Origin of the sequence: Flavobacterium rivuli WB 3.3-2 = DSM 21788, from assembly GCF_000378485.1 — a bacterium.
GTDB classification, from domain to species: Bacteria; Bacteroidota; Bacteroidia; order Flavobacteriales; family Flavobacteriaceae; genus Flavobacterium; species Flavobacterium rivuli.
Genome location: NZ_KB899972.1, coordinates 176101 through 200026, shown reverse-complemented (window position 1 = coordinate 200026; position 23926 = coordinate 176101). Strand labels below are relative to the sequence as shown.

Below are 23926 nucleotides of genomic sequence, written 5' to 3'. Positions count from 1 at the left end.
TAAGTCATGATCAAGAAAATAATATTACCACTATTTATATCTGCTATTGCACTATCATCGTGCACGTCAGACTTTGAGAGAATAAATGTAGACCCAAACAAGCCTACCTCGTTGCCGTTAGAGTATTTGCTGAGTGAGGCGCAAATACTTATACCGGCATCGCCAGATGCGGGTGCAAAAACACAAAGGGTAAACTTTGCACATGCTGCATGCATTGTACAACAAATGTCCAGCACCGATGCCGGATTTTATGGCGGTAGCTTTTACAGCAGCGCCAGTAATACCTACATGTTCTATTTTGATTATTCATATCCTAATACTATTAAAAACATTGTAAACCTTATAGACCTTTCTGGTGCTCCGGCAAATGTAAATATACATTCTATGGCAAGGATACTAAAGGTTATGGAGTTTGCAAGGCTTACAGACCTTTATGGCGATGTACCTTATTTTGAAGCAGGAAGAGGATTTATTGATAATAATTTTACGCCTAAATATGATAAGCAGCAAGATATTTATATGGATATGCTAAAAGAGCTTAGCGAGGCCGGAGCTGCATTTGACGATGCTGCGGCCAAACCTACCCGTGCTGATTATATTTATACCGGAGATCTTGCAAAATGGAGAAAAGCTGCAAATACCCTTATGCTTAGGCTGGCAATGAGGCTACAAAAAGTAGACCCGGCTGCTGCACAAACCTGGGCTGCAAGGGCAGTTGCCGATGGTTTAATAACTAATGCCGATGAAAATGTAACAATACATTTTGATGGTTTGGCAGGTTCTCAAATCAATACAAATCCTAACTCATATACGTTGGGCCCGGTGGGTGCAAACGTTGCTAACTTAAATGGACTGCTATGGGGTAAGACTTTTATAGACCTTATGAAAAACAGGACAGACCCAAGGCTTACCGTGGTTGCAAGCCTTAAAAATGGCAATAATGCTGCCGATGTACAGGTAGGTTTGCCTAATGGTATTACTGCTAACGAGCTTATTAACCTGCCCGTTACAGACCTCAATAATTATTCGCGCCCATCTACAGCGATGTTAGCATCTAACGCGCCGTGGATATACATGACCTATGCAGAATCTCAGCTATTGCTTGCCGAAGCTATAGAGAGAGGCTACGTTACAGGATCTGCTGCTGCAGCATTTGCAGCAGGCCAGGAGAGTGCGGTTAAGCAGGTATCTGTTTATGGTACTACGCCATCTGCGGAGGCTGTTGCTGCTTATGCTGCGGCTAACCCTTACCCGGCTACAGATCTTAATGCTAAATTAAATGCTATACATACAGAAATTTATCTTGTTAATGCGGTAACATTTAACCATATAGAAGCATGGGCAAACTGGAGAAGAACAGGTTTTCCTGCACTTACACCTGTTAACCCGCCGGGTAATGAAACAAATGGTGTAATACCAAGGAGGCTAAAATATTCGGCTAACGAATATGGTGTTAACGGTGCTAATGTTGCCGAAGCCATTAACCGTCAGGGCCCTGATTTATTTACAACAAAAGTTTGGTGGGATAATAATTAATTTACACAGGGCATCTATATTTATATTGATGCCCTGTTTTTACAAAAAAGAAGAAAATGTCGTTACTCATTGTTATACTATCGGTGGTAGCCTTGCTTATACTGCTGATAACCAAATTTAAAATTAACCCCTTTATTTCATTTCTGCTGGCATCTATAGCTGCAGGTTTTGCTTTAGGTATCCCCGCCGAAAAGATATCAGAATCTGTACAAACCGGTATAGGCAGTATGTTAGGGTCTATACTTGTTATTATTTGCATTGGTGCCATGATAGGCAAACTTGTAGCCGAAAGCGGTGCCGCCCAGGTAATTTCAGATTCTATCATGAATGTCTTTGGCCGTAAATACATACAATGGGGCCTGCTTTGTACAGGTTTTATTATTGGTATACCATTGTTTTATAATGTAGGCTTTGTGCTTACTATTCCCATAATATTTGCGCTGGTGTATAAATATAAATTACCTGCGGTATACATAGGGTTGCCCATGCTTGCGGCCCTCTCTGTAGCGCATGGTTTTTTGCCACCACACCCGTCGCCCGCGGCACTGGTTACAATTTTTCAGGCCAGTATGGGTAAAACCTTATTTTACGGAATCATTATAGCCATACCGGCTATAATAATTGCCGGACCTTTATTTTCGCAAACTGTAAAAAACATTAAGCCCGTTGGTGGTTTAACAACGTTTGAGAGGGTAATGCCACTATCGGTACTGCCAAGTACATTTAATAGTTTTTTTTCTGCGCTATTACCTGTATTTTTACTTGCAGTAACGTCTATATTATTACTGGTTTTGCCAGAAGGATCGCCGCTTACCAAGGTTTGCCGCTTTTTAAGTGAACCATCTATTTTAATGCTTATAGCCCTTATTGTAGCAACCTACACTATAGGTATAAGGATGGAAAAAAGTATAAAAGAGATAATGCGCATTTATGAAGATGCCATAAAAGATATTGCCATCATCCTGCTTATTATAGGCAGTTCCGGAGCATTAAAACAGGTGCTTATGGACAGTGGTGCGAGCGAAGAGATAGGTACTTACTTTGCACACCTGCAAATACACCCATTAGTATTGGCATGGCTTATCTCGGCATCAATACGCGTATGCCTTGGTTCTGCCACGGTAGCAGGGTTAACAACTGCAGGCATTATTGCACCGTTAATGAGTACATTTAACGTAGACCCAAGCCTAATGGTGCTTGCCATAGGATCGGGCAGTTTAATGTTCTCTCATGTAAACGACCCCGGTTTCTGGATGTTTAAAGAATATTTTAATATATCGCTAAAAGATACCTTCAGATCCTGGTCTTTAATGGAAACCATAGTCTCTGTTGCAGGGCTCGTGGGGGTAATGATTTTAAACTATTGTATAAGCTAAACATGTATAAAAATACTACTATGCACATTTCTATTACCAGGTTACTTTTATTTGCATTACTTTCATTTAGTGCCTTTGCCCAAACACCTGCTAACGTTACCCTTACAAACGGGTGGCAGCTTCAGGACATTGCCAAAGTGCAGGACAGCGGAGAAAAAATATCAACATTAGATTATAAAGCCAATAACTGGTATACCGCCACAGTTCCCGGCACGGTTTTAACCAGCCTGGTAAATAATAAGGTTTATCCTGACCCCATGTATGGCGAAAATAACCGCCCCGAAATAATATCAGAATATTTATGCCACACATCTTACTGGTATAAAACTAAAGTTACCGTACCTAAAAGTTATGACGGCAAAGCTATCTGGCTAAATTTTGACGGTGTAAACTATGAAGCCACTATATACGTAAACGGTAAAAAAGCAGGAACTATAAAAGGAGCTTTTGCAAGAGGGGTATTTAATATTACTCCATTTGTTACGGCAGGTAAAGAGGCTGCCATAGCAGTACTTATAGCCCCGCAGCCCAATCCGGGAATATCTCACGAGCATAATATTGCAACGGGCATGGGTAAAAACGGGTTATATTCATCTTATGATGGGCCTACATTTTTATGCTCTATAGGCTGGGACTGGATTCCTGCCATACGCGACAGGAACTCAGGCATTTGGCAAAAAGTGTTTTTGTCGGCTACAGATGCCGTGTCTATTAAAGACCCTTTTGTAGTGACCGACCTTCCGCTACCCGCTACCGATAAGGCTGCTATAAAAATTGAAACTACATTGCAAAATAATACCAATGCCTCTCAAACCGGTGTTTTAAAAGGCAGCATAGGGAATGTTACTTTTCAGCAGAATGTTACTGTGCCTGCAAATACGTTGAGCATAGTATATTTTACGCCTGAAGCGTTTAAACAGCTTAACTTTAAAAATCCCAAATTGTGGTGGCCTAACGGTTATGGCAGGCAGGACCTTTATAACCTTAAATTAAGTTTTGAACTTAACGGTAAAGTATCTGATGAGCGTGAACTTAAATTTGGTATCCGCGAATATGAATACGCGGTGCCAAGCTCTGAATTTTTAACTATATCTGTTAATGGTGTTCAGGTAATTTGCAAAGGCGGTAACTGGGGTATGGATGATGCTATGAAGAGGGTTACGCCAGAAAGGCTTGAAGCCCAGATAAAAATGCACCAGCAGGCAAACTACACCATGATACGTAACTGGGTAGGGCAAAGCACTAACGAAATGCTGTATGACCTTTGCGATAAATACGGGTTAATGATATGGGACGAATTTTTTCAGGCAAATCCCGGCGATGGGCCAAACCCTGCCGATGTAGATTTGTACCTGTATAACGTTCAGGAAAAAATATTACGCTACCGTACACACCCAAGTATTGCGGTGTGGTGTGCAAGGAACGAAGGTTTCCCTCCCAAAAAGATAGATGATGCCTTAAAGATCATGCTTGGTAAATTAGATACAAGTCGTTTATACCAGGCCAGTTCTACCGATGGTAAGGGTGTGCGATCCCACGGCCCATACTCATGGAGAAAGCCCGAAGAGTTTTATACTATAGAGGAAGCGTTTAAAACAGAAACAGGCACAATGTCTATCCCAACACTGGAATCGGTACAGGGAATGATGCCGCAAAAAGACTGGGAAGAAATTAATGACGACTGGGCACAGCACGATTTTGCAAAAGGCGCGCAAAAAGCACAGCTTTTCCCCGATATTATTAACGAACGTTATGGCAAAATAAAAAACCTTGCCGATTTTGTGAGGAAATCTCAGTTAGCAAATTATGAGTCGTACCGTGCCATGTATGAAGGCCGTTTTGCAAAACTTTTCGATCCAGTAACTGGTGTAATAACCTGGATGAGCCACCCTGCACAGCCCAGCTTTGTATGGCAATTATACCATTATGACCTGGAGCCTAACGCATCGTTATTTGCTGTAAAAAAAGCATGTGAGGCTATACACATCCAATTTAACGAAAAAGAGGGCAATGTACAGGTAATCAACTCAACACCGCAAGCATTGGCAAAAGCTAAAGTGCACACTGCTATTTATGATATAAATGGCAAGCTGCTTCAAAAAACAGATGTTACCATAGATGCCCCTAAATATAAAGCTACAGGATTGCCTAAACTGCAACTGCCTCAAAACCTGACTGCAGTTTATTTTATAAAATTGCAATTGACCGATGCTAAAGGCAAAGTATTATCGGATAATTTTTACTGGAAAGGCAGCCAGCCCGATAACATGCAGGCATTAGACGTTTTACCAGTTGTAAATATTAAAGCTACAGCTACTAAAAGAACCGAAGGAAGCAAATGTTTTATTGATATAACGTTAAGTAACCCTACTGATAAGCCTGCTGTAATGGCACACCTGCAACTAAGAAAATCAAAATCTGATACGCGTGTGCTACCGGTTTATTATACAGATAATTATGTGAGTTTACTGGGTGGCGAATCTAAAAAAATAACTATTGAAGCTGCCATTGCTGATTTTAATGGTGAGGATGCCCTTATTTTGGTAGATGGTTTAAACGTAGGTATTACAGATATTAATGCTAACGGCGTTGCAGTAAAGCTTAATAAAAATACCCAGGTTAGCACATGGCCGGAAACCGGTTTGCCATGGAGTCCGTTTTTTGTAGAAGATAAAAAATAATTCAGCTTTTAATTTATGACTGATTTTAAAAATATAAGTGCCAACCGTATGGAGCAAACTATGCGTTGGTACGGCCCTAAAGACCCTGTAAGCCTTAGCGATATAACGCAGGCAGGGTGTACAGGTATTGTTACCGCATTGCACCATATACCTAATGGCGAGGTGTGGCCTGTTGAAGAAATACTAAAACGCAAGAAAGAAATTGAAGCTGCGGGTATGGCCTGGAGTGTAGTAGAAAGTGTACCCGTACACGAGGCTATTAAAACCCAGGGGGCAAATTTTACTGCTTATATTGAGAACTACAAGCAATCAATACGCAATTTGGCAGCCTGTAATATCTATACGGTTACCTATAATTTTATGCCGGTGCTGGATTGGACGCGTACCGATTTATCGTATACTGTTGAGGATGGCAGCAAAGCCCTGCGGTTTGAAAAAGCCGCCTTTATAGCTTTTGACGTATTTATCCTGAAAAGAAAAAATGCCGAAAAAGATTACACTACCGAAGAGCTACAGAGAGCTGAAGCACGGTTTAATGCCATGGATGATGCCGAAAAGCAATTACTGCAGCGCAACATTATAGCCGGACTGCCGGGTAGCGAAGAAAGTTTTACACTACAGCAGTTTCAGCAGGCGCTGGATGCTTATGCCGATATTGATGCCAATAAACTTCGTGCCAACCTTATTTACTTTTTAGAGCAGATAATACCTGTAGCAATAGAAACGGGCGTAAAAATGGTAATCCATCCGGATGATCCGCCTTATGCCATACTTGGGCTGCCAAGGGTGGTAAGTACCGCCTTTGATATAGAAGCATTAATAAAAGCTGTGCCATCATTACATAATGGTTTATGTTTTTGCACGGGTTCTTTTGGGGTACGCGAAGATAACAACCTGCCACAAATGGTAAGACAGTTTGGCGACAGGATAAATTTTATTCACCTGCGCGCCACTACATGTAATGAGCATGGCGATTTTTTTGAAGATAACCATCTTGAAGGTGATGTTGATATGTATGCCGTAATAAAAGAACTTGTACTTGTTATGCAACAGCGTAAGGTTTCTATTGCAGTACGGCCGGATCACGGCCACCAGATGCTGGACGACCTTACCAAAAAAACAAATCCCGGCTACTCTGCAATAGGGCGCTTGCGCGGCCTTGCCGAAATTCGCGGCCTGGAGTTGGGTATTATAAGAAGTCTACAGGATAATTAATGGACATGGATAAAGGCAAAATAGTTTGTTTCGGAGAATTATTGCTGCGGCTTTCGCCTAATATGGATAGGGACTGGACCTCTCAGGATGCCCTGCCTTTTTACATAGGCGGAGCAGAACTTAATGTTGCTACAGCATTGGCTAACTGGCAAATTCCGGTTAGTTATGTTACGGCGCTTCCGGACAATTATTTGTCCCAACAAATTTCAGGTTATATAAGCTCTAAGAATATACAGGCCGATAATATATTGTTTTCGGGAAACCGTATGAGTATTTACTATCTGCCGGTTGGGTTAGATGTAAAGCATAATAGTGTAATTTACGACAGGGACCATTCGTCGTTTGCTGATTTAAAACCCGGGACTATAAATTGGGATGGTGTTTTTGAAGGCTGTACGTGGTTTCACTTTAGTGCTATAAGCCCTGCGCTTAATAAAAATAGTGCGGCAGTATGTAAAGAAGCTTTAGAGGCAGCATCGGCAAAGGGGATAACCATATCTGTCGACCTGAACTACAGGAGCAAACTATGGCAATATGGTTGTGAACCCATTAGTGTAATGCCAGACCTGGTAGCCTACTGCAATGTAATAATGGGCAACATCTGGGCGGTAGATTCATTGTTGGGTATAACATCTCCGGTTGATGATAGCGATGGCAAAACGCAGCAGGAATTAACAGATGCCGCTGCTGCGAGCATGGCATTAGTGCAATTAAAATATCCAAGGGCTGCTACATTGGCGTACACTTACAGGCTACAGGATAACTATTTTGCAGTGGTAAAAAAGGACTCAGAAGCGGCTGCGTCAAAATATTATACTATTCCCGAAATTAAGGATAGGGTAGGGAGCGGCGATTGTTTTATGGCAGGGCTTATATATGGCCTACACAAAGATTATGATGCAGACTTTATAGCCAACTATGCTGCCGCTGCCGCCGTAGGTAAACTACAGGAGGCAGGCGATGCCACAAAGCAAAGTATTGAAAACGTTGAAAAAAGAATGATATAATGAATAAAAAAGATATAGCTGCTACAGCAATTAAAGCACAGGGTCTGTTGCCATTATTTTACCATGATGATGTTACGATTTGTATTGCCGTGGCAAAAGCCCTTTATGATGCCGGGGTTACAACCATAGAATTTACTAATCGTGGTGTTAATGCCCTTAAAAATTTTGAAGCACTAATAAAAGAGAGAGATGCAAAGATGCCCCAATTATTATTAGGCATAGGTACAATTACAAGCAATAAAGAAGCGGCAGATTTTATAGCACTTGGTGCTGATTTTTTAATAAGCCCGTTTTTTGATGATGAGGTATGCGCTGTAGCAATAGAACATAACATTTTATGGATTCCGGGCTGCATGACACCAACCGAAATTCATACAGCTAAGAAAGCGGGGTGTACCCTGATAAAATTGTTTCCTGGTAATGCTCTTGGAGCCGGTTTTGCCGAAGCTGTTTTACCGCTGTTTAAAGGTCTTGATTTTGTAGTTACCGGCGGGGTAGAAGCTAATGAGCAAAGCATAAGCCAATGGTTTAAGGCAGGCGTAGTTGGTGTAGGTATGGGCAGTAAGCTTATTACTAAAGAAATACTGGCAACGTCAAATTTTGAACAGTTAAAAAACAGTACTGCCAATGTACTTAACATCATCAATACAGTAAAAATATAAAGATTTCATATTTGTGTTATTTGGTTAGGTTAGTTACCGGGTTCCCTAACTTTTGTTAGGGAATCCTTTTATTAAACAACAATATCAATTAGCTAAATGCTAAAAATAAAAATAGTATCAATGAAAAAAGCACTACTTACATTACTACTTCTGTCAGTTTTAAATGTCTTTGCCCAGAAAGCAAAAGAGTTTAAACTAAACTCTCCTGATAAAAAACTGGAAATTACAGTTACTATATCTGATAAAATAAGCTGGGCAGTAAAGCACCAAAATGATGTTGTACTGGCACCTTCGCCAATGTCTGTTACATTGGCTACGGGAGATGTTTTAGGAAAAAATGCTGTAGTTACAAGCTCTAAAACAGAGAGTGTACAGTCAGTCTTTGCGACTCCTTTTTACAAAAAAAAGCAGGTAGAAAATAATTACAACAGCTTAGTAGTAAAGTTTAAAAATGATTTTAGTATAGAATACCGTGCTTTTAATGATGGTGTTGCCTACAGGTTTATTACCGCAAAGAAAAAAGATATTACTATTAAAGACGAAGAAGCAGGCATTTATTTTGATAAAGATCTAAATACCTTAATGCCTTATGTAAGAGATTTAAGAAACCCTAAAGACCCTTATATATCATCATTTGAAGCCTTATATGAAAACAAAAAAGTATCAGGGTTCTCTAAAGATACGCTCGCATTTTTACCTTTTTTAGTTGAGGTAACTCCAAAAAAGAAAGCCGTTTTTCTTGAAGCAAACCTTGAAGATTACCCGGGCATGTTTGTTAAACAAGCTGATAAAGGCCTGGGCTTTAAAGCTGTTTTCCCTAAATACCCGCTGGAAGAAGTTAATGGCGGCTTTCATGACATTAATAAACTGATTACTAAACGTGCCGATTATATGGTTACCACAAAGGGTACGCGTACGTTTCCGTGGCGCATTGTTGTAGTGTCAGAAAATGATAAGGACCTTGCCAATAATGATATGGTACAAAAATTATCTGAACCATCTAAAATTAAAGACGTAAGCTGGATTAAGCCCGGTAAAGTTGCGTGGGACTGGTGGAATGACTGGAATATTTATGGTGTTGATTTTAAAGCAGGCATTAATACACAAACGTATAAATACTACATAGACTTTGCATCAGATAATAAAGTAGAATATGTAGTGCTTGATGAAGGCTGGAGCATGGAAAATGATATTATGAAACACAGTCCAGATGTAGACCTTGAAGCTTTAATAGCGTATGGTAAACAAAAAAATGTTGGCATAATACTTTGGGCGTCATGGATGGCGGTACACGAAAATCCGGATAATGTATTTAAGCACTATGCTGCTTTAGGAATAAAAGGTTTTAAGGTAGATTTTATAGACCGTGATGATGCCAAGATGGTAAAATCTGTTTATGATATTGCACAAAAGGCGGCAGATAATAAAATAATGATCGATTATCATGGTATGTATAAGCCTACAGGTATACAAAGAACGTATCCTAATATCCTGAATTTTGAAGGTGTGAAAGGAATGGAAAACAACAAATGGACACCGGGAGACGATGTACCTGCTTACGATTGCACCATACCGTTTATACGCATGATGGCGGGGCCTATGGATTATACGCCCGGAGCTATGGATAATACCACAAAAAAGCAATTCAGGTCGGTAGGGTCTAAGCCTAAAAGCCAGGGAACCCGTTGCCACCAGTTAGCTTTGTATACCGTTTTTGAAGCACCGCTGCAAATGATGGCCGATAGCCCTACAGCTTATAAAAAAGAACAGGAATCTACAACTTTTATCGCTAAAATACCAACAACTTTTGACCAAACTGTAGCATTAGACGGCAATGTAGGCAAATATTTGTCTTTGGCGCGAAAAAAAGGAAATACATGGTATATAGGGGCGATAACAAACTGGGATGCAAGGGATATTACGGTAGACTTTTCGTTTTTAGAAAAGGGAAAAACGTATCAGGCAGAAATATTTAAGGATGGAGTAAACGCAGATAAGGCTGCGGTAGATTATAAAAGGGAACTGGTAACAGTAACAGCCGATACTAAACTAAACTTTCATCTTGCAGAAGGTGGCGGTATGTCGGCTATCATTACACCTAAAAACTAATTTATTTGCATCCGCATCCTGATACTATTTTATCATAATCTATGCAGCTTTTATTAACCTATTTATAAAGACAAGTATACACAAATATTTGCCTGCACTATTTATAAACACCACATGAAAACTAAAATATTTTTGATGTTATTTTTAGCCTGTAGTATTATGCAGGCTCAGGATGCAGCTACACCCAGAGAGCATATTAATATAGATAAAAGCTGGTATTTTGCCTTTGGGCATCCGTCAGATTCTAAAAAGGATTTTAATAACGGTACGGCTTATTTTTCATATTTAGCAAAAGCGGGTTATGGGGATGGTGTTACCACTCCTAAATTTGATAACAGAAGCTGGCGTAAACTGGACCTGCCACATGACTGGGCAGTAGAGCAGCCATTTGACGAAAAGGGAAGCCTGAGCCACGGCTTTAAAGCAATAGGCTATAACTTTCCTGATGCAAGCATTGGCTGGTACCGTAAAAATATTACTGTTCCCGCATCAGATCTTGGCAAGCGAATTACACTTGCTTTTGATGGTGTTTTTCGTAATAGTATAGTTTGGGTTAACGGCCATTATCTTGGCCTGGAGCCAAGTGGGTATCTGGGTTTTGAATATGATATAAGTGCTTACATAAACTATGGTGGCGATAACACTATTGTAGTGCGTGCAGATGCCATGATGGAAGAGGGCTGGTTTTATGAAGGTGCCGGTATTTACAGGCACGTATGGCTTAACAAGACCCATAATTTGCATGTTGCCACTAATGGTACTTTTGTAACGAATACAGTAAATGGAAACTCTGCTACTTTAAATATTGAGGCTACCGTAAATAACGATGGCCTTAAAGCTGAAAATTTTACTGTAACCCAAACAATACTCGATGCATCCGGCAAGACAGTTGCAACTAAGACAACAGGCAAGGTAAACCTGGCATCGATGAAAAATGAATTGCTTACAACAAACGTTACAATTCAAAACCCTGTACTTTGGGATATTGAAAATCCGTATCTATACACTTTAAAAACAACTATCGTTCAGGATAATAAAACTGTAGATAGTTACATTACAACATTTGGTATACGAACAATACGTTTTGATGCTAACGAAGGTTTTTTTCTTAACGGTAAGCATGTAAAAATCAAGGGCACTAACAATCACCAGGATCATGCGGGGGTTGGGTCGGCATTGCCGGATGATTTACAATACTACAGGATAAGACAACTAAAAGCTTTTGGCAGTAATGCATACAGGTGTTCGCACAACCCACCTACACCGGAGTTGCTTGATGCCTGCGACCGTTTAGGAATGCTTGTTATAGACGAGCACAGGCTTATGGGTATTACGCAAACCCACCTTAACGATGTAAAAAGGCTTATAGACCGCGACAGGAACCACCCCAGTATTATAAGCTGGAGTGTGGGCAACGAAGAGTGGGGTATAGAAAATAAGGTAGAGGGTGCGCGCATAGCCACAACCATGCAGGCTTATGTAAAGTCGTTAGATACCACACGCCCGGTAACTGCAGCGTTTAGCGGACGTATAGGCAGCCAGGGAATTACAACGGTAATGGAGTTGTTAGGCATTAATTATATAGTAAACAAAAGCACCGATGAGCAGCATAAACTTTTCCCAAACCAAAGCCTGTGGGGTACCGAAGAGGGGAGTACTAATGCTACGCGGGGTGCTTATTTCAGGGATGATACAAAGCACATTATTCCGGCCTATGATAAGGCACCAAACAGCAATTTTATAAGCATAGAAGACGGATGGAAACATTATGCATCGCGCCCTTACCTTGGTGGCATGTTTATATGGACAGGGTTTGATTACCGTGGCGAGCCTACGCCTTATGGCTGGCCGTCTATAACGTCTTATTTTGGTATGGTAGATCTTTGCGGTTTCCCTAAAGATGATACCTGGTACCTAAAAAGCTGGTGGGCTAATGAAACTGTTTTGCACCTGCTGCCACACTGGAACTGGCAGGGCAAAGAAGGCCAGCCTATTGAGGTTTGGGCTTACAGCAACTGCGACGAAGTGGAGCTGTTTTTAAACAAAAAAAGTTTAGGAAAAAAAGCAATGCAGGCCAACAGCCATTTACAATGGGAGGTTAACTACGCCCCCGGTACTCTGGAAGCTGTAGGGTATAAAAATGGTAAAAAGGTACTTACAGACAAAGCACAAACAACTAAAGGAGCTGAGACGATAAAGGTATCATCTGATAAAAATAAAATTACAGCAAATGGTAGCAGCCTTGCCATGATTACCGTAGATGTAAAAGACCGTAATGGCCTGCATGTCCCTACGGCAGATAACGAAATTACGTTCTCTATAAAGGGTCCCGGCAAAATAATAGGTGTGGGTAATGGTAACCCAACATCGTTAGAAAAAGACCGTTTTATAGAAACTATTGAAGTTGCTGCCATTGAGGGTTTGAAGGAAAAGATAGTTCAAAGCTTAGATGGCAACACTAATGAGGTTACGGCTAATTACAATGATGCTTCGTGGGATGCTGCCTTTAAAGATGACCGTACTGAGGAGTTTGGCAAAAAAGCACCGGTGGTATTATACAGGGGTACATTTACATTACCACAATGGCAAAAAGGTGCTACCATAAACTTTTTTAGCAATAATGTAGGTGTCGAAGAAACTATTTATATTAACGGTACTGCTATAGCCACAAAATTAAAAGAAAGTAAAGAGTTTGTAATAGACCAGTCGCTGGTACATGCGGGTAAAAATACTATAGCTATAGTTGCAACCCCTTTATTAAAAAAACGCCCGTGGGATATTGTTAACAGCAACCCCGGCCTCTTCCAGATTGTAACCCCTGCACCGGCATGGAAACGTAAATTATTTAATGGCCTGGCACAGGTTATTGTACAATCTACAGGAGAAGTCGGAGATATTATACTTACCGCAACATCAGGGTCGCTAAAAGCAGGATCAGTAACCGTTAAGGCAGGACAGTAGTGTTTTAATCCAACTAAATAACATACATTTAGTTGGATTAAAAACGTACAATGATCATATAGTCAAATTAACCAATATAATTACAGTTATGGCTTGCAATAATTTAAAATTTAAAGTTTTTTTTGGAGCGGTCTTCTTTACTGCGCTGTCAGCTTTTGCACAGGACGGTTTTAAAAACCTTACCGATGGTATAGAAATTAAAATATCAAAACCTGCAAAAAATGATGCAGCATTTGTAAAAATCCAGGTAATTACAGATGATATTATACATGTTTCTGCAAGCCCTGTAGCGGTTTTTGACGCTACAAAAAGCCTGATGTTATTAGATACACAACCTGCTGTAGTAAAATTTACAACAAAAAATTCAAACGATTTAGTTATAGTATCTACAAAAAATCTTGATGCAGTTGTTTCAACAATAACTGGCGAAATTGTTTTTAAAGACAAATCAGGAAAGATATTATTGCAGGAAACAGCATACGGCGGCAAAAGCTTTACGGGCACTACGCTCGAGGGCGAACAGTCGTATAGCATAAGGCAATCATTTACATCAGATGATGATGAGGCTTTTTACGGGCTTGGACAGCATCAAAACGGAGCTTTTAACTACAAGGGTACAAAAGTTTTACTATCGCAATATAATACAGAGGTGGGTGTGCCTTTTCTTATATCGAGTAAAAATTACGGCATTTTATGGGATAATAACTCAATAACAAAATCTATAGATACCCATGATTATGAAAATCTGTCAACACTAAAATTATTTTCTGACAAGGGAGAACAAGGCTGGCTTACAGCTACGTATTATGATAAAAATAATCCCGGAAAAATTATTACTGCCCGTCCGGAATCGTACATTGATTATAGTTACATACCGTCGCTTAAAAACCTGCCCGATGGTATTAATTTAAAAAATACCCTGGTAAAATGGGAGGGCTCAATCGAATCAGGATTTACGGGCGAGCACCAGTTTAATTTATGGTATTCGGGCTACGTAAAGCTTTATATAGATGATAAACCGGTAGCCGACAGGTGGCGCCAGGGCTGGAATGCCAGTACCCATTTAATAAAGCTTAACCTTGAAAAAGGTAAAAAATACAAGATTAAAATAGATTGGGATCCTGTTTCTGCAGAGTCGTTCCTTGCCCTTAACTGGTCTAAGCCATTAACTAAAGAATTGAAAAATGAATTTGCATTTGAATCTGAGGCAGGGCAAAAAATCGATTACTATTTTATATCCGGCAATAGCATGGATAAAGTAATAAGCGGATACAGGCAGCTTACAGGCAAAGCTACCTTATTGCCAAAATGGACGATGGGCTTTTGGCAAAGCCGTGAACGCTATAACAACCAGGAAGAAATTCTGAGCACTGTGGCCGAGTTCAGGAAACGTAAAATAGGGTTAGACAATATAGTGCTTGACTGGAGGTACTGGAAAGAAGGCCAATGGGGAACACAACAGTTTGATACAGATCGTTTTCCTGATGCTGCTGCCATGACAAAAACGCTGCACGATAAATACCATACAAACTTTATGATATCTGTATGGGCTAAGTTTTATGAAAATACCCAAAATTATCAGGACTTAAAGGCAAAAGGTTTCATGCTTACAAGAAACGTTTCTGACGGCAGGTTAGACTGGCTTGGATTTAAAAATGCCATTTACGACCCGTATAATCCCGAAGCAAGAAAAGCATTTTGGAAATTATTAGATGCTAACCTGTATAAAAAAGGTATAGATGCCTGGTGGATGGATGCCTCTGAACCAGACGTTCATAGCAATATGCCACCCGATGTGCGCAAGGAAATGATAGGGCATAACTACCTTGGCGCACCCGAAAAAAACTACAATGCGTTCTCTCTGGTAAATGCACAGGGTATCTATGAAGGCCAACGAAGTGCCAATCCTGATAAGCGGGTTTTTATTTTAACACGGTCGGGCTTTGCGGGCTTGCAGCGTTATGCTGCCGCTACGTGGAGTGGCGATATAGGTTCGCGTTGGGAAGACCTGCAAAACCAGATACCTGCAGGTTTAAACTTTTCAATGTCGGGCCTGCCGTACTGGACATCAGATATCGGAGGATTCTCGGTAGAAAAGCGCTATGAAAATGCAACCGGAGAAACGCTTGAAGAGTGGCGTGAGCTTAATGCCCGTTGGCATCAATATGGGGTTTTTTGTCCATTATTCCGTGCACATGGGCAGTTTCCGTATAGGGAGATATATAATATAGCGCCGGATGACCATCCTGCATATAAAAGTATTTTGTATTACAATAAACTGCGTTACAGGTTAATGCCTTATATATACTCGCTTGCCGGTAAAGTGTACCATGAAGATTACACTATGATGCGTGGCCTGCCAATGGATTTTAGTTCTGATAAAAAAGTACTTAACATTGCCAACCAGTTTATGTTTGGACCATCAATACTGGTAAACCCTGTTACCGAATATAAAAAGAGGAACAGAGAGGTTTATCTGCCTGGCAATACAGGATGGTATGATTTTTACACCAGCGAGTTTACGGAAGGCGGCAAGACCATTACTGCCGAAGCTACTTATGAGAAAATTCCTCTTTATATAAAAGAGGGCTCTATACTTATTGCAGGTGCTAATATTGAGTATACGTCTCAAAAATCAACCGAACCACTAACAATTTATGTGTATACTGGTAACAATGCTTCCTTTACCTTATATGAAGATGAGGGCATAAACAACAATTATGAAAAAGGGCAGTTTGCAACCATCGATTTTAATTATAACGAAGCTACTAAAACACTTACCGTAAGCAACCGTAAAGGCAGTTTTAAGGGCATGGAAAAAGACAGGGTCTTTAATGTAGTGTATGTAAGTAAAACTAAAAAATCAGTGTTTAACCTGCTTTCAGACGGCAAGTATGACAAGCAGATAAAATATTCGGGTAAAAAAGCTGAGATAAAGTTGTAGTGTTTTGGCAGTACTATTTACTTATACTTGCAATTACATTTACAGTTAAAGCCACAATAATAGTATTAAATACAAACGATATAAGGCTGTGCATTAATACATAGCGCCTTACGATCTTTGAAGAAATTGTAACATCTGATACCTGAAAGGTCATGCCTATAACAAATGAAAAATAGGCAAAATCTATATAGTCGGGCTGCTCTGCATTAGGGAAATCTATGCCGTGGTTACCCGTCTCCTGCTTATCATGGTTGTGGTACAGGTGTGCATAACGTATTGTAAATATGGTGTGCAGCAATATCCAGGAAACTGTAATGGCGGCAAGTGTAACAATGGTTCGCAAATCTTTTTCAAAAACAGATTCGTCGCTATTTAGTATCAAGAGCACGGTGCCCAGCAGGCTAACACATACAGATGTAAGTACAATGGCAAATATTACCCTTATGTCTTCGTCCTGCCTTTTTACAATAGCATGTTGCTGCTCGGCTGTAGTATTAAAAAAAAGTATCCAGCTCATGGTAATCATTGCCGTGGCAAATACGTCCCAGCATATTATAATGCCGGTACTTGCATTTATATGCAGCAGATGTGTTACAGCAAAAGTACAGGTTGCAAAAAAAAGCGACAATAGTAATTTTTGGTATCCGCTTGTAGCTGCTGCCCATTTAGGTGGGATAGAATTTTTAGTCATGAAAATAGTAATAAACGGTTAGGCGTTTAATGGCTTTACCAAAAGTACTATTTAAAAATTGTTGTTAAGCATTATAGGCAGTTGTACAACCAAAAAAATTAAGTACAGCCTACATTGGTATTAATATTATTGTATTTTTAAATTTAAAAATTTTGAATCAAACATAACACCAACAATAACATAACATGAACAGACGATTATTCCTTGAAAATACAGGCAAATTCAGCATGGCATTAGGGCTGGCACAAATTATAAATCCATTAGATAGATTGTTTGATGTGACTGATGAACCGGTAACAGAAAAAGACTTGTTCTTTAAATTTTCGCTGGCACAATGGTCACTGCATAAAGCAATACATTCTAAAACACTCGATGCACTCGACTTTGCCAAAAAAGCAAAAGAACTTGGTTTTGATGCTGTGGAATATGTAAACCAACTATATACTATAGATCAGGATAATGCCACAGCATCTATAAACAAACTGGTTAAGGAACTTAAAACCCGCAGTAACGACAATGGTGTAAGCAATGTATTAATCATGATTGACAATGAAGGCGAACTTGCCGGTGTAAACAAAGCTACCCGTAATGACGCAATAGTTAGGCATTCGCGATGGGTAGATGCCGCCGCCGGGCTGGGCTGCCACTCTATAAGGGTAAATTTATCAGGTAAGGGAGCCGAAACTTTTGATATCTGGAAAGAAAAATCGGTTGATGGTTTGGGCAGGCTTGCAGAATATGCTGCAAAAAGCAAAATAAATGTGATTGTAGAAAATCACGGTGGTCTATCGTCTGATGCGGGTAAGCTTACAGATGTAATAAAAACCATTAACCTGAAAAATTGCGGCACATTGCCCGATTTTGGCAATTTTTGCATTAAGCGCGAAGGCGATAAATGTACGGATGAGTATGACAGGTATAAAGGTGTAAAAGAGCTGATGCCTTTTGCTAAAGGGGTAAGCGCTAAAACTTATGATTTTGATGCCAATGGAAACGAGATAACTATAGATTATGTAAAGATACTGCAAATAGTAAAAGACGCAGGCTACAAAGGCAGGATAGGTATAGAGTATGAGGGCGACCGACTTAGCGAAGAAGAAGGCATTAAAGCTACCAAAGCATTGTTGCTTAAGGCAGCAGCTAAATTAAGTTAACTAATGAACATACAAATACGTACACGGTTATCGTTAATGATGTTTCTTGAGTTTTTTATATGGGGCGGCTGGTTCGTTACCTTAGGTACTTACCTGGCTAATAATCTTAATGCTACAGGTGCACAAAGCGCTATGGTTTTTGCTACGCAGTCGTGGGGTGCCATTATTGCGCCATTTATTATTGGCCTTATTGCCGACCGTTTTTTTAATGCCGAAAAAATACTTGGCATACTACACCTTGCCGGGGCAGTATTAATGTACCTGCTTTTTAAGGCAGAAAGTTTTGAAGCTTTTTACCCGTATGTACTGGCTTACATGGTTGCTTTTATGCCTACGCTTGCCTTGGTAAACTCGGTTTCGTTTAACCAGATGAAAGATCCTTCACGCGATTTTTCGTCAATAAGGGTATGGGGAACTATAGGCTGGATTGCGGCAGGCCTCGCTATAAGCTATTTGTTCGAATGGGATTCTCTTTCAGCAATAAAAATGGGATTTCTTCAAAATACATTTTTGGTTACAGCAATTGCCTCGGCAGTATTAGGTATATATAGCTTTACACTTCCTGCAACACCTCCCAAAGCATCTTCAGGTCAAAAATCTTCGCTTACACAGCTATTAGGGCTCGATGCCTTAAAACTTTTAGCGAATAGAAACTTCTTAGTATTTTTTATGGCCTCAGTATTAATATGCATACCACTTGCCTTTTATTACCAGAATGCCAACACTTTTTTCTCTGAGATTGGCATGGCAAACCCTACCGGTAAAATGACTATAGGGCAGGTATCTGAAGTTGGGTTTATGCTCCTGCTACCCATTTTCTTTAAACGCTTTGGTATAAAAGTAACATTACTTGCCGCCATGCTGGCATGGGCAGTGCGTTATCTGCTATTTTCTTATGGCAATGCAGGCGAACTTTCTTTTATGCTTATTACCGGTATTGCCCTGCATGGGGTGTGTTACGATTTCTTTTTTGTAAGCGGGCAAATATACACTAACTCTAAAGCGGGCGAACATCAAAAAAGTGCTGCACAAGGCCTTATTACCCTTGCTACTTATGGCGTGGGTATGCTTATAGGGTTTGCCGTTGCAGGCCGCATAACAGATGCACATAAATATCTAAAATCCTCAGGGCATGACTGGCAGGCAATATGGCCATTCCCGGCGGGGTTTGCACTTGTGGTAATGGTCCTGTTTGCCGTGTTTTTTAAAAATGAAAAAATAGAATATAAAGAGTAGCTATGAGAAAATTACGAATGGGAATGGTGGGCGGCGGCATTGGCTCTTTTATAGGCGATGTGCACCGCAAAGCCGCTGCTATAGACGGTATGATAGAGTTGGTATGTGGTGCGTTTAGCAGCTCGGCAGAAAAATCTAAGGAGAGTGGCAAAGCATTATTTCTGCCTGAAGAACGGTGCTATGCTGATTTTGAAGAAATGATACTGGCAGAAAAGCAATTGTCCGACGGGGAACGTATGGATTTTATAGCTATTACCACTCCTAACTACCTGCATTTTGCACCTGCAAAACTGGCATTGCAAAATGGTTTTCATGTAGTGTGCGATAAGCCCATGACTTTAAATGTTGAGGAGGCTAAGGAATTAGTAACCCTTTTAGAGCAAACGGGATTACTTTTTGCACTGACACATAATTATACCGGCCACCCTATGGTACGCCAGGCTAAAGCTATGGTTGCTCACGGCGACATTGGTAAAATACGTAAGATACAAGTGCAGTATTTACAGGGATGGATGGCTGCCCCCGTAGAAAAAATAGAAGGCCCAAAAGACTTTTGGCGCATAGATCCTGCTAAATCGGGTTTAGGCGGGGCGTTGGGCGACATAGGCACCCATGCCGAAAACCTTACTGAGTTTATTACGGGGTTAAAAATTACAGAACTGGCTGCCGACCTGGGCCGCTTTGGCGAAGGGCGTGTACTTGATGATGATGGCAATGTGCTGTTACGTATGGAAAATGGTGCAAAGGGAACTATGTCATTCTCGCAAATTGCAGCTGGCGAAGAAAATAACCTTGCCATTAGGGTATATGGCGAAAAGGGTAGCTTAGAGTGGCATCAGGAAAATCCTAATGAGCTTATAACACGCTGGCTAAATGAGCCCAAAAAGATATTTACGCCAAATGGTAACGGCTTGTATCCTGAAGCTGCCTTAATTTCACGCATACCATCCGGGCATCCTGAAGGATATCTCGAAGCTTTTGCTACCGTATATCATGGTTTCGCTAATCATTTAATGGCTATTTTAGCGGGTAAAATACCTCATAAACCTGTATACCCTACAGTGTATGACGGCTTAAGGGGATTACAATTTATAAGTGCAGCGGTGCAGAGCGATAGCAATAACGCAGCGTGGACAAAACTATAGTAATATGAAAAAAGTAAAAGGGCCGGGAATTTTTTTGGCACAGTTTATAGGTAATGAAGCACCCTATAATTCGTTAGACGGTTTATGCCAATGGGCGACAGGACTGGGGTATAAGGGAATACAGATACCAACATCTGACTCATGGCTTATTGACCTTGATAAAGCTGCCGATAGCCAGGATTATTGCGATGAACTTAAAGGTACAATAAACAGTTACGGCCTGGAGATAACCGAACTATCTACACATTTGCAGGGTCAGCTTATAGCAGTAAACCCGGCCTATGATGTTATGTTTGATAATTTTGCACCTTTAGCAGTAAAAAACAACCCTAAAGCCCGTGCCCAATGGGCTATAGAAACGGTTAAAAAAGCCGCAACGGCATCGCGCAGGCTTGGGCTTACCACTCATGCAACGTTCTCCGGGGCCTTATTATGGCATACTATGTATCCGTGGCCACAACGCCCACCGGGATTAGTAGCCGCTGGCTTTGAAGAACTTGCCAAACGCTGGCTGCCTGTACTAAACCATTTTGATGATAATGGGGTTGATGTGTGTTACGAAATTCATCCGGGAGAAGATTTGCATGACGGAATTTCGTTTGAGCGTTTTCTTGAAGCAACAGGTAACCATAAAAGGGTAAATATGCTGTATGATCCCAGCCATTTTTTACTTCAACAACTTGATTACCTAATTTATATAGACCATTATCATGAATTTATTAAAGCGTTTCATGTTAAAGATGCCGAGTTTAACCCTACAGGTAAACAGGGTGTTTATGGAGGATATGCCGACTGGGTCGACAGGGCAGGAAGATTCAGGTCGCCGGGTGATGGGCAAATAGATTTTAAAGGTATTTTTAGTAAACTAACGCAATATGGCTGTGATGTATGGGCAGTTATGGAGTGGGAGTGCTGTATAAAAAGCCCCGAACAAGGGGCAAGGGAAGGAGCACCATTTATAAATAGCCACATTATAGAAGCTACCCAGAAAACCTTTGACGATTTTGCAGGTGGAGTAACCGATCCGGCAAAGATTAAAAAGATATTAGGGTTAGACTAATAAATATAAAGATATAGTCTCAAAATTTTCATTCTGAACGTAATGCAATGAAGTGAAGAATCTCAATTGCTTAATAATAAGAGATTCTTCCTTCGTCAAAATGACAAAAAATATTTGTTAAGTATTTTTTGAGATAAGTGCTTTGTTTTATTAAAGGAGAAATTGTTATTTAAAGTAAGACGTATATTCTGCTGGCAAGGCTTTAAGTTCCTTTATCATTACATCTTTATAAAAAGTCTCGGCGGCTTCGCTTTGCATTTGTATTTTGCCCTTTGTTAACGGTATTGATGTACCATTTTCTACATAGCGCGAGTTTTGCAGCACCATAACCACATGGCCGTTTACAATATGCAGGCTTTTACCTTCAAAACATATAAGTTCTATCTGGGTCCATTCTCCCTTAGAACTTTCATGGTTTTCGCTGCGAAGGCAAAAACCACTTGTTCCTGTGTTACTGCCAATAGGCAGGAAAGGTTGTTTCTCATTTGCCACAGGGTTCATAATACCTTCCGGAATAAAAGCGCGGACATCTATTGCTGCATTGGCAATATTCCAGTAATCGCCCATGTGGCCCTCCATTAATTGAAATTCCTGAGACAGCATCCAGGCACGCCAGTAATCTTTACCGGCCTCCCCAACAGAGTGGTATAAAATTCCTGAATCCCTTAACTTATCGCTGCGCGGATCCCATTTTTTTTCTCCCCATTTTACTTTTGCCTTAAAATGATAATTTTCATATTCAGCTTTTGTGAAAATGCAACCATAAATTTCGCCACTTACGCGAAGTACAGGCTGACCTTTATCTTCTATAACGGTAAAAACGTTAGCTTCATTTTTATTATAGCCAACAGGCTGTACCTGCTCGCCTTTATCATTAACAGGAACTTTACCATTATAGCCGGGTTTATGCCTGTAACTAAGGTACATTTCCCATTGCGACAGGTTTTTGTCCAGCAGGTTGTTCCATTCTGGTTTATGGGTAAAGCTTGTTAAAGCAGCGGTAAAAAGGAATACGCCTATAATTTTAAGTAATGGTTTAAAGTACATAGAGCTTGATTTTTAGCACTATAAATATACTTTTTTTTAGTGGGATTTAAAATTTAGTAAGCATCAATTATTTCACTTTTTAGGTAGTTGTAGTGATACTATTTTATTTATACGGTACACAAAAATGTATTAAAATTGCCTGTTACGTATTTTCAACATTCAAATTACCGAAAATATATTTGATTCCCTTAACTTTGCAAAATGGATAATGAAACACCTAACTGTGCCCCTGATTTTAAAGGATCGGACTTAAAGCTAAAAGGCTTCAGGGTTTATGAGATAATGGGCAATGCTGCTACAGTACCAACATACAATAGAAGAGATTTTTATAAAATAGCCATAAACACAGGAAAAAACACCATTCATTATGCCGACAGGGGTATAGAAACAGATGGTACTATATTGTTCTTTGGTAATCCGCACGTTCCTTACTCTTGGGAAACATTATCTCCTGATTATAATGGTTTTGCCTGTGTATTTACTGAAGATTTTTTTAAGACAGCAGAAAGGTCTGAGTGCCTTACTGAATCGCAATTGTTTAAGCCGGGCGGTACTCCCATATTTTCGTTATGCGAAGAACAAAAATATTTTATAGACAGTATGTTTAAGAGGATGATAGCAGAGCAGGATTCTGACTATGTATTTAAGGATGACCTTATTCGCAATTGCCTCATGCTCGTAATACATGAGGCACTTAAAATGCAACCGACGGAAAGTTTTTTTAAACATAAAAATGCTTCTTCAAGAATAACAACGCTTTTTCTTGAGCTGCTGGAAAGACAATTTCCTATAGAAACTAAAGAACGCCCGCTTAAACTTAAAACGCCGCAGGACTTTGCGCAAAACCTTGCCATACACGTAAACCACCTTAACAGGTCGGTTAAAGAAATAACAGGAAGGTCTACAACATCGCACATTGCAGAAAGGGTTATTAGCGAATCTAAGGCACTATTACAACACACCGACTGGAGTATTGCTGATATTGCTTACTCATTAGGGTTTGAATATCCCAGCTATTTTAACAACTACTTTAAACGGTTAACAGGAACCATACCAAAAGCAATAAGGGGATAAATTGTTTCAAATTCATAATTTTTTGTTT

The 23926-nt window shown here is 40.1% G+C and carries 16 protein-coding genes; 14 read left to right on the top strand and 2 right to left on the bottom strand.

Annotation, left to right across the window (positions count from 1 at the left end):
* Positions 1–6: 6 nt before the first annotated feature.
* From F565_RS0115790 to F565_RS0115750, 9 genes are all read left to right on the top strand, one after another.
* Positions 7–1536 (top strand): SusD/RagB family nutrient-binding outer membrane lipoprotein, encoded by a 1530-nt coding sequence (locus F565_RS0115790; RefSeq protein ID WP_020214212.1) that lies wholly within the window; start codon positions 7–9, stop codon positions 1534–1536.
* Positions 1537–1592: 56 nt separating this feature from the next.
* Positions 1593–2912, top strand: a complete 1320-nt coding sequence (locus F565_RS0115785; RefSeq protein WP_020214211.1) for a gluconate:H+ symporter — start codon at positions 1593–1595, stop codon at positions 2910–2912.
* A gap of 20 nt (positions 2913–2932) precedes the next feature.
* Positions 2933–5593, top strand: a complete 2661-nt coding sequence (locus F565_RS0115780) for a glycoside hydrolase family 2 protein (protein ID WP_154652628.1) — start codon at positions 2933–2935, stop codon at positions 5591–5593.
* A gap of 48 nt (positions 5594–5641) precedes the next feature.
* The gene (gene uxuA, locus F565_RS0115775; protein ID WP_035642382.1) at positions 5642–6808 is read left to right on the top strand and encodes a mannonate dehydratase; all 1167 of its coding nucleotides are present in this window, start codon (positions 5642–5644) and stop codon (positions 6806–6808) included.
* Between the two features lie 5 nt (positions 6809–6813).
* The gene (locus F565_RS0115770; protein WP_154652635.1) at positions 6814–7815 is read left to right on the top strand and encodes a sugar kinase; all 1002 of its coding nucleotides are present in this window, start codon (positions 6814–6816) and stop codon (positions 7813–7815) included.
* A complete protein-coding gene (locus F565_RS0115765) occupies positions 7815–8477 on the top strand; it encodes a beta/alpha barrel domain-containing protein (RefSeq protein WP_020214207.1) in 663 nt (220 codons plus the stop codon). The genes F565_RS0115770 and F565_RS0115765 overlap by 1 nt, the downstream gene beginning before the upstream one ends.
* Positions 8478–8597: 120 nt before the next feature.
* Positions 8598–10586, top strand: a complete 1989-nt coding sequence (locus F565_RS0115760; RefSeq protein ID WP_026300096.1) for a retaining alpha-galactosidase — start codon at positions 8598–8600, stop codon at positions 10584–10586.
* 114 nt (positions 10587–10700) lie between these two features.
* Positions 10701–13547 (top strand): beta-galactosidase GalA, encoded by a 2847-nt coding sequence (gene galA, locus F565_RS0115755; protein ID WP_020214205.1) that lies wholly within the window; start codon positions 10701–10703, stop codon positions 13545–13547.
* An 88-nt stretch (positions 13548–13635) separates the two neighbouring features.
* Positions 13636–16491 carry a TIM-barrel domain-containing protein gene (locus tag F565_RS0115750; RefSeq protein ID WP_020214204.1) on the top strand — a complete coding sequence of 952 codons (2856 nt, stop codon included), beginning with the start codon at positions 13636–13638 and terminating at the stop codon, positions 16489–16491.
* Between the two features lie 13 nt (positions 16492–16504).
* Here F565_RS0115750 and F565_RS21810 read toward each other — a convergent pair whose 3' ends face one another.
* Positions 16505–17182: a DUF1345 domain-containing protein gene (locus F565_RS21810; RefSeq protein ID WP_020214203.1), complete on the bottom strand. Its 678-nt coding sequence runs from the start codon at positions 17180–17182 to the stop codon at positions 16505–16507.
* Positions 17183–17367: 185 nt separating this feature from the next.
* Here F565_RS21810 and F565_RS0115740 point away from each other — a divergent pair, with 185 nt between their 5' ends.
* The 4 genes from F565_RS0115740 to F565_RS0115725 are packed head-to-tail and all read left to right on the top strand — an operon-like array spanning position 17368 to position 21777.
* A complete protein-coding gene (locus tag F565_RS0115740; protein WP_020214202.1) occupies positions 17368–18336 on the top strand; it encodes a sugar phosphate isomerase/epimerase family protein in 969 nt (322 codons plus the stop codon).
* A gap of 3 nt (positions 18337–18339) precedes the next feature.
* A complete protein-coding gene (locus F565_RS0115735) occupies positions 18340–19572 on the top strand; it encodes a nucleoside permease (RefSeq protein ID WP_020214201.1) in 1233 nt (410 codons plus the stop codon).
* Positions 19573–19574: 2 nt separating this feature from the next.
* On the top strand, positions 19575–20717 hold the full coding sequence (locus tag F565_RS0115730) for a Gfo/Idh/MocA family protein (RefSeq protein WP_026300095.1): 1143 nt from the start codon (positions 19575–19577) through the stop codon (positions 20715–20717).
* Between the two features lie 4 nt (positions 20718–20721).
* Positions 20722–21777: a sugar phosphate isomerase/epimerase family protein gene (locus F565_RS0115725; RefSeq protein WP_020214199.1), complete on the top strand. Its 1056-nt coding sequence runs from the start codon at positions 20722–20724 to the stop codon at positions 21775–21777.
* A gap of 165 nt (positions 21778–21942) precedes the next feature.
* Here F565_RS0115725 and F565_RS0115720 read toward each other — a convergent pair whose 3' ends face one another.
* Positions 21943–22824, bottom strand: a complete 882-nt coding sequence (locus F565_RS0115720; protein ID WP_020214198.1) for a 3-keto-disaccharide hydrolase — start codon at positions 22822–22824, stop codon at positions 21943–21945.
* A gap of 201 nt (positions 22825–23025) precedes the next feature.
* Between F565_RS0115720 and F565_RS0115715 the strand changes: the two genes are divergently transcribed.
* A complete protein-coding gene (locus F565_RS0115715) occupies positions 23026–23898 on the top strand; it encodes a helix-turn-helix domain-containing protein (protein WP_020214197.1) in 873 nt (290 codons plus the stop codon).
* Positions 23899–23926 lie beyond the last annotated feature (28 nt).

Coding starts and splice junctions, on each gene's coding strand:
- F565_RS0115790 (WP_020214212.1), top strand. CDS start 7: ATGATCAAGAAAATAATATTACCACTATTTATATCTGCTATTGCACTA.
- F565_RS0115785 (WP_020214211.1), top strand. CDS start 1,593: ATGTCGTTACTCATTGTTATACTATCGGTGGTAGCCTTGCTTATACTG.
- F565_RS0115780 (WP_154652628.1), top strand. CDS start 2,933: ATGCACATTTCTATTACCAGGTTACTTTTATTTGCATTACTTTCATTT.
- uxuA (WP_035642382.1), top strand. CDS start 5,642: ATGGAGCAAACTATGCGTTGGTACGGCCCTAAAGACCCTGTAAGCCTT.
- F565_RS0115770 (WP_154652635.1), top strand. CDS start 6,814: ATGGATAAAGGCAAAATAGTTTGTTTCGGAGAATTATTGCTGCGGCTT.
- F565_RS0115765 (WP_020214207.1), top strand. CDS start 7,815: ATGAATAAAAAAGATATAGCTGCTACAGCAATTAAAGCACAGGGTCTG.
- F565_RS0115760 (WP_026300096.1), top strand. CDS start 8,598: ATGAAAAAAGCACTACTTACATTACTACTTCTGTCAGTTTTAAATGTC.
- galA (WP_020214205.1), top strand. CDS start 10,701: ATGAAAACTAAAATATTTTTGATGTTATTTTTAGCCTGTAGTATTATG.
- F565_RS0115750 (WP_020214204.1), top strand. CDS start 13,636: ATGGCTTGCAATAATTTAAAATTTAAAGTTTTTTTTGGAGCGGTCTTC.
- F565_RS21810 (WP_020214203.1), bottom strand. CDS start 17,182: ATGACTAAAAATTCTATCCCACCTAAATGGGCAGCAGCTACAAGCGGA.
- F565_RS0115740 (WP_020214202.1), top strand. CDS start 17,368: ATGAACAGACGATTATTCCTTGAAAATACAGGCAAATTCAGCATGGCA.
- F565_RS0115735 (WP_020214201.1), top strand. CDS start 18,340: ATGAACATACAAATACGTACACGGTTATCGTTAATGATGTTTCTTGAG.
- F565_RS0115730 (WP_026300095.1), top strand. CDS start 19,575: ATGAGAAAATTACGAATGGGAATGGTGGGCGGCGGCATTGGCTCTTTT.
- F565_RS0115725 (WP_020214199.1), top strand. CDS start 20,722: ATGAAAAAAGTAAAAGGGCCGGGAATTTTTTTGGCACAGTTTATAGGT.
- F565_RS0115720 (WP_020214198.1), bottom strand. CDS start 22,824: ATGTACTTTAAACCATTACTTAAAATTATAGGCGTATTCCTTTTTACC.
- F565_RS0115715 (WP_020214197.1), top strand. CDS start 23,026: ATGGATAATGAAACACCTAACTGTGCCCCTGATTTTAAAGGATCGGAC.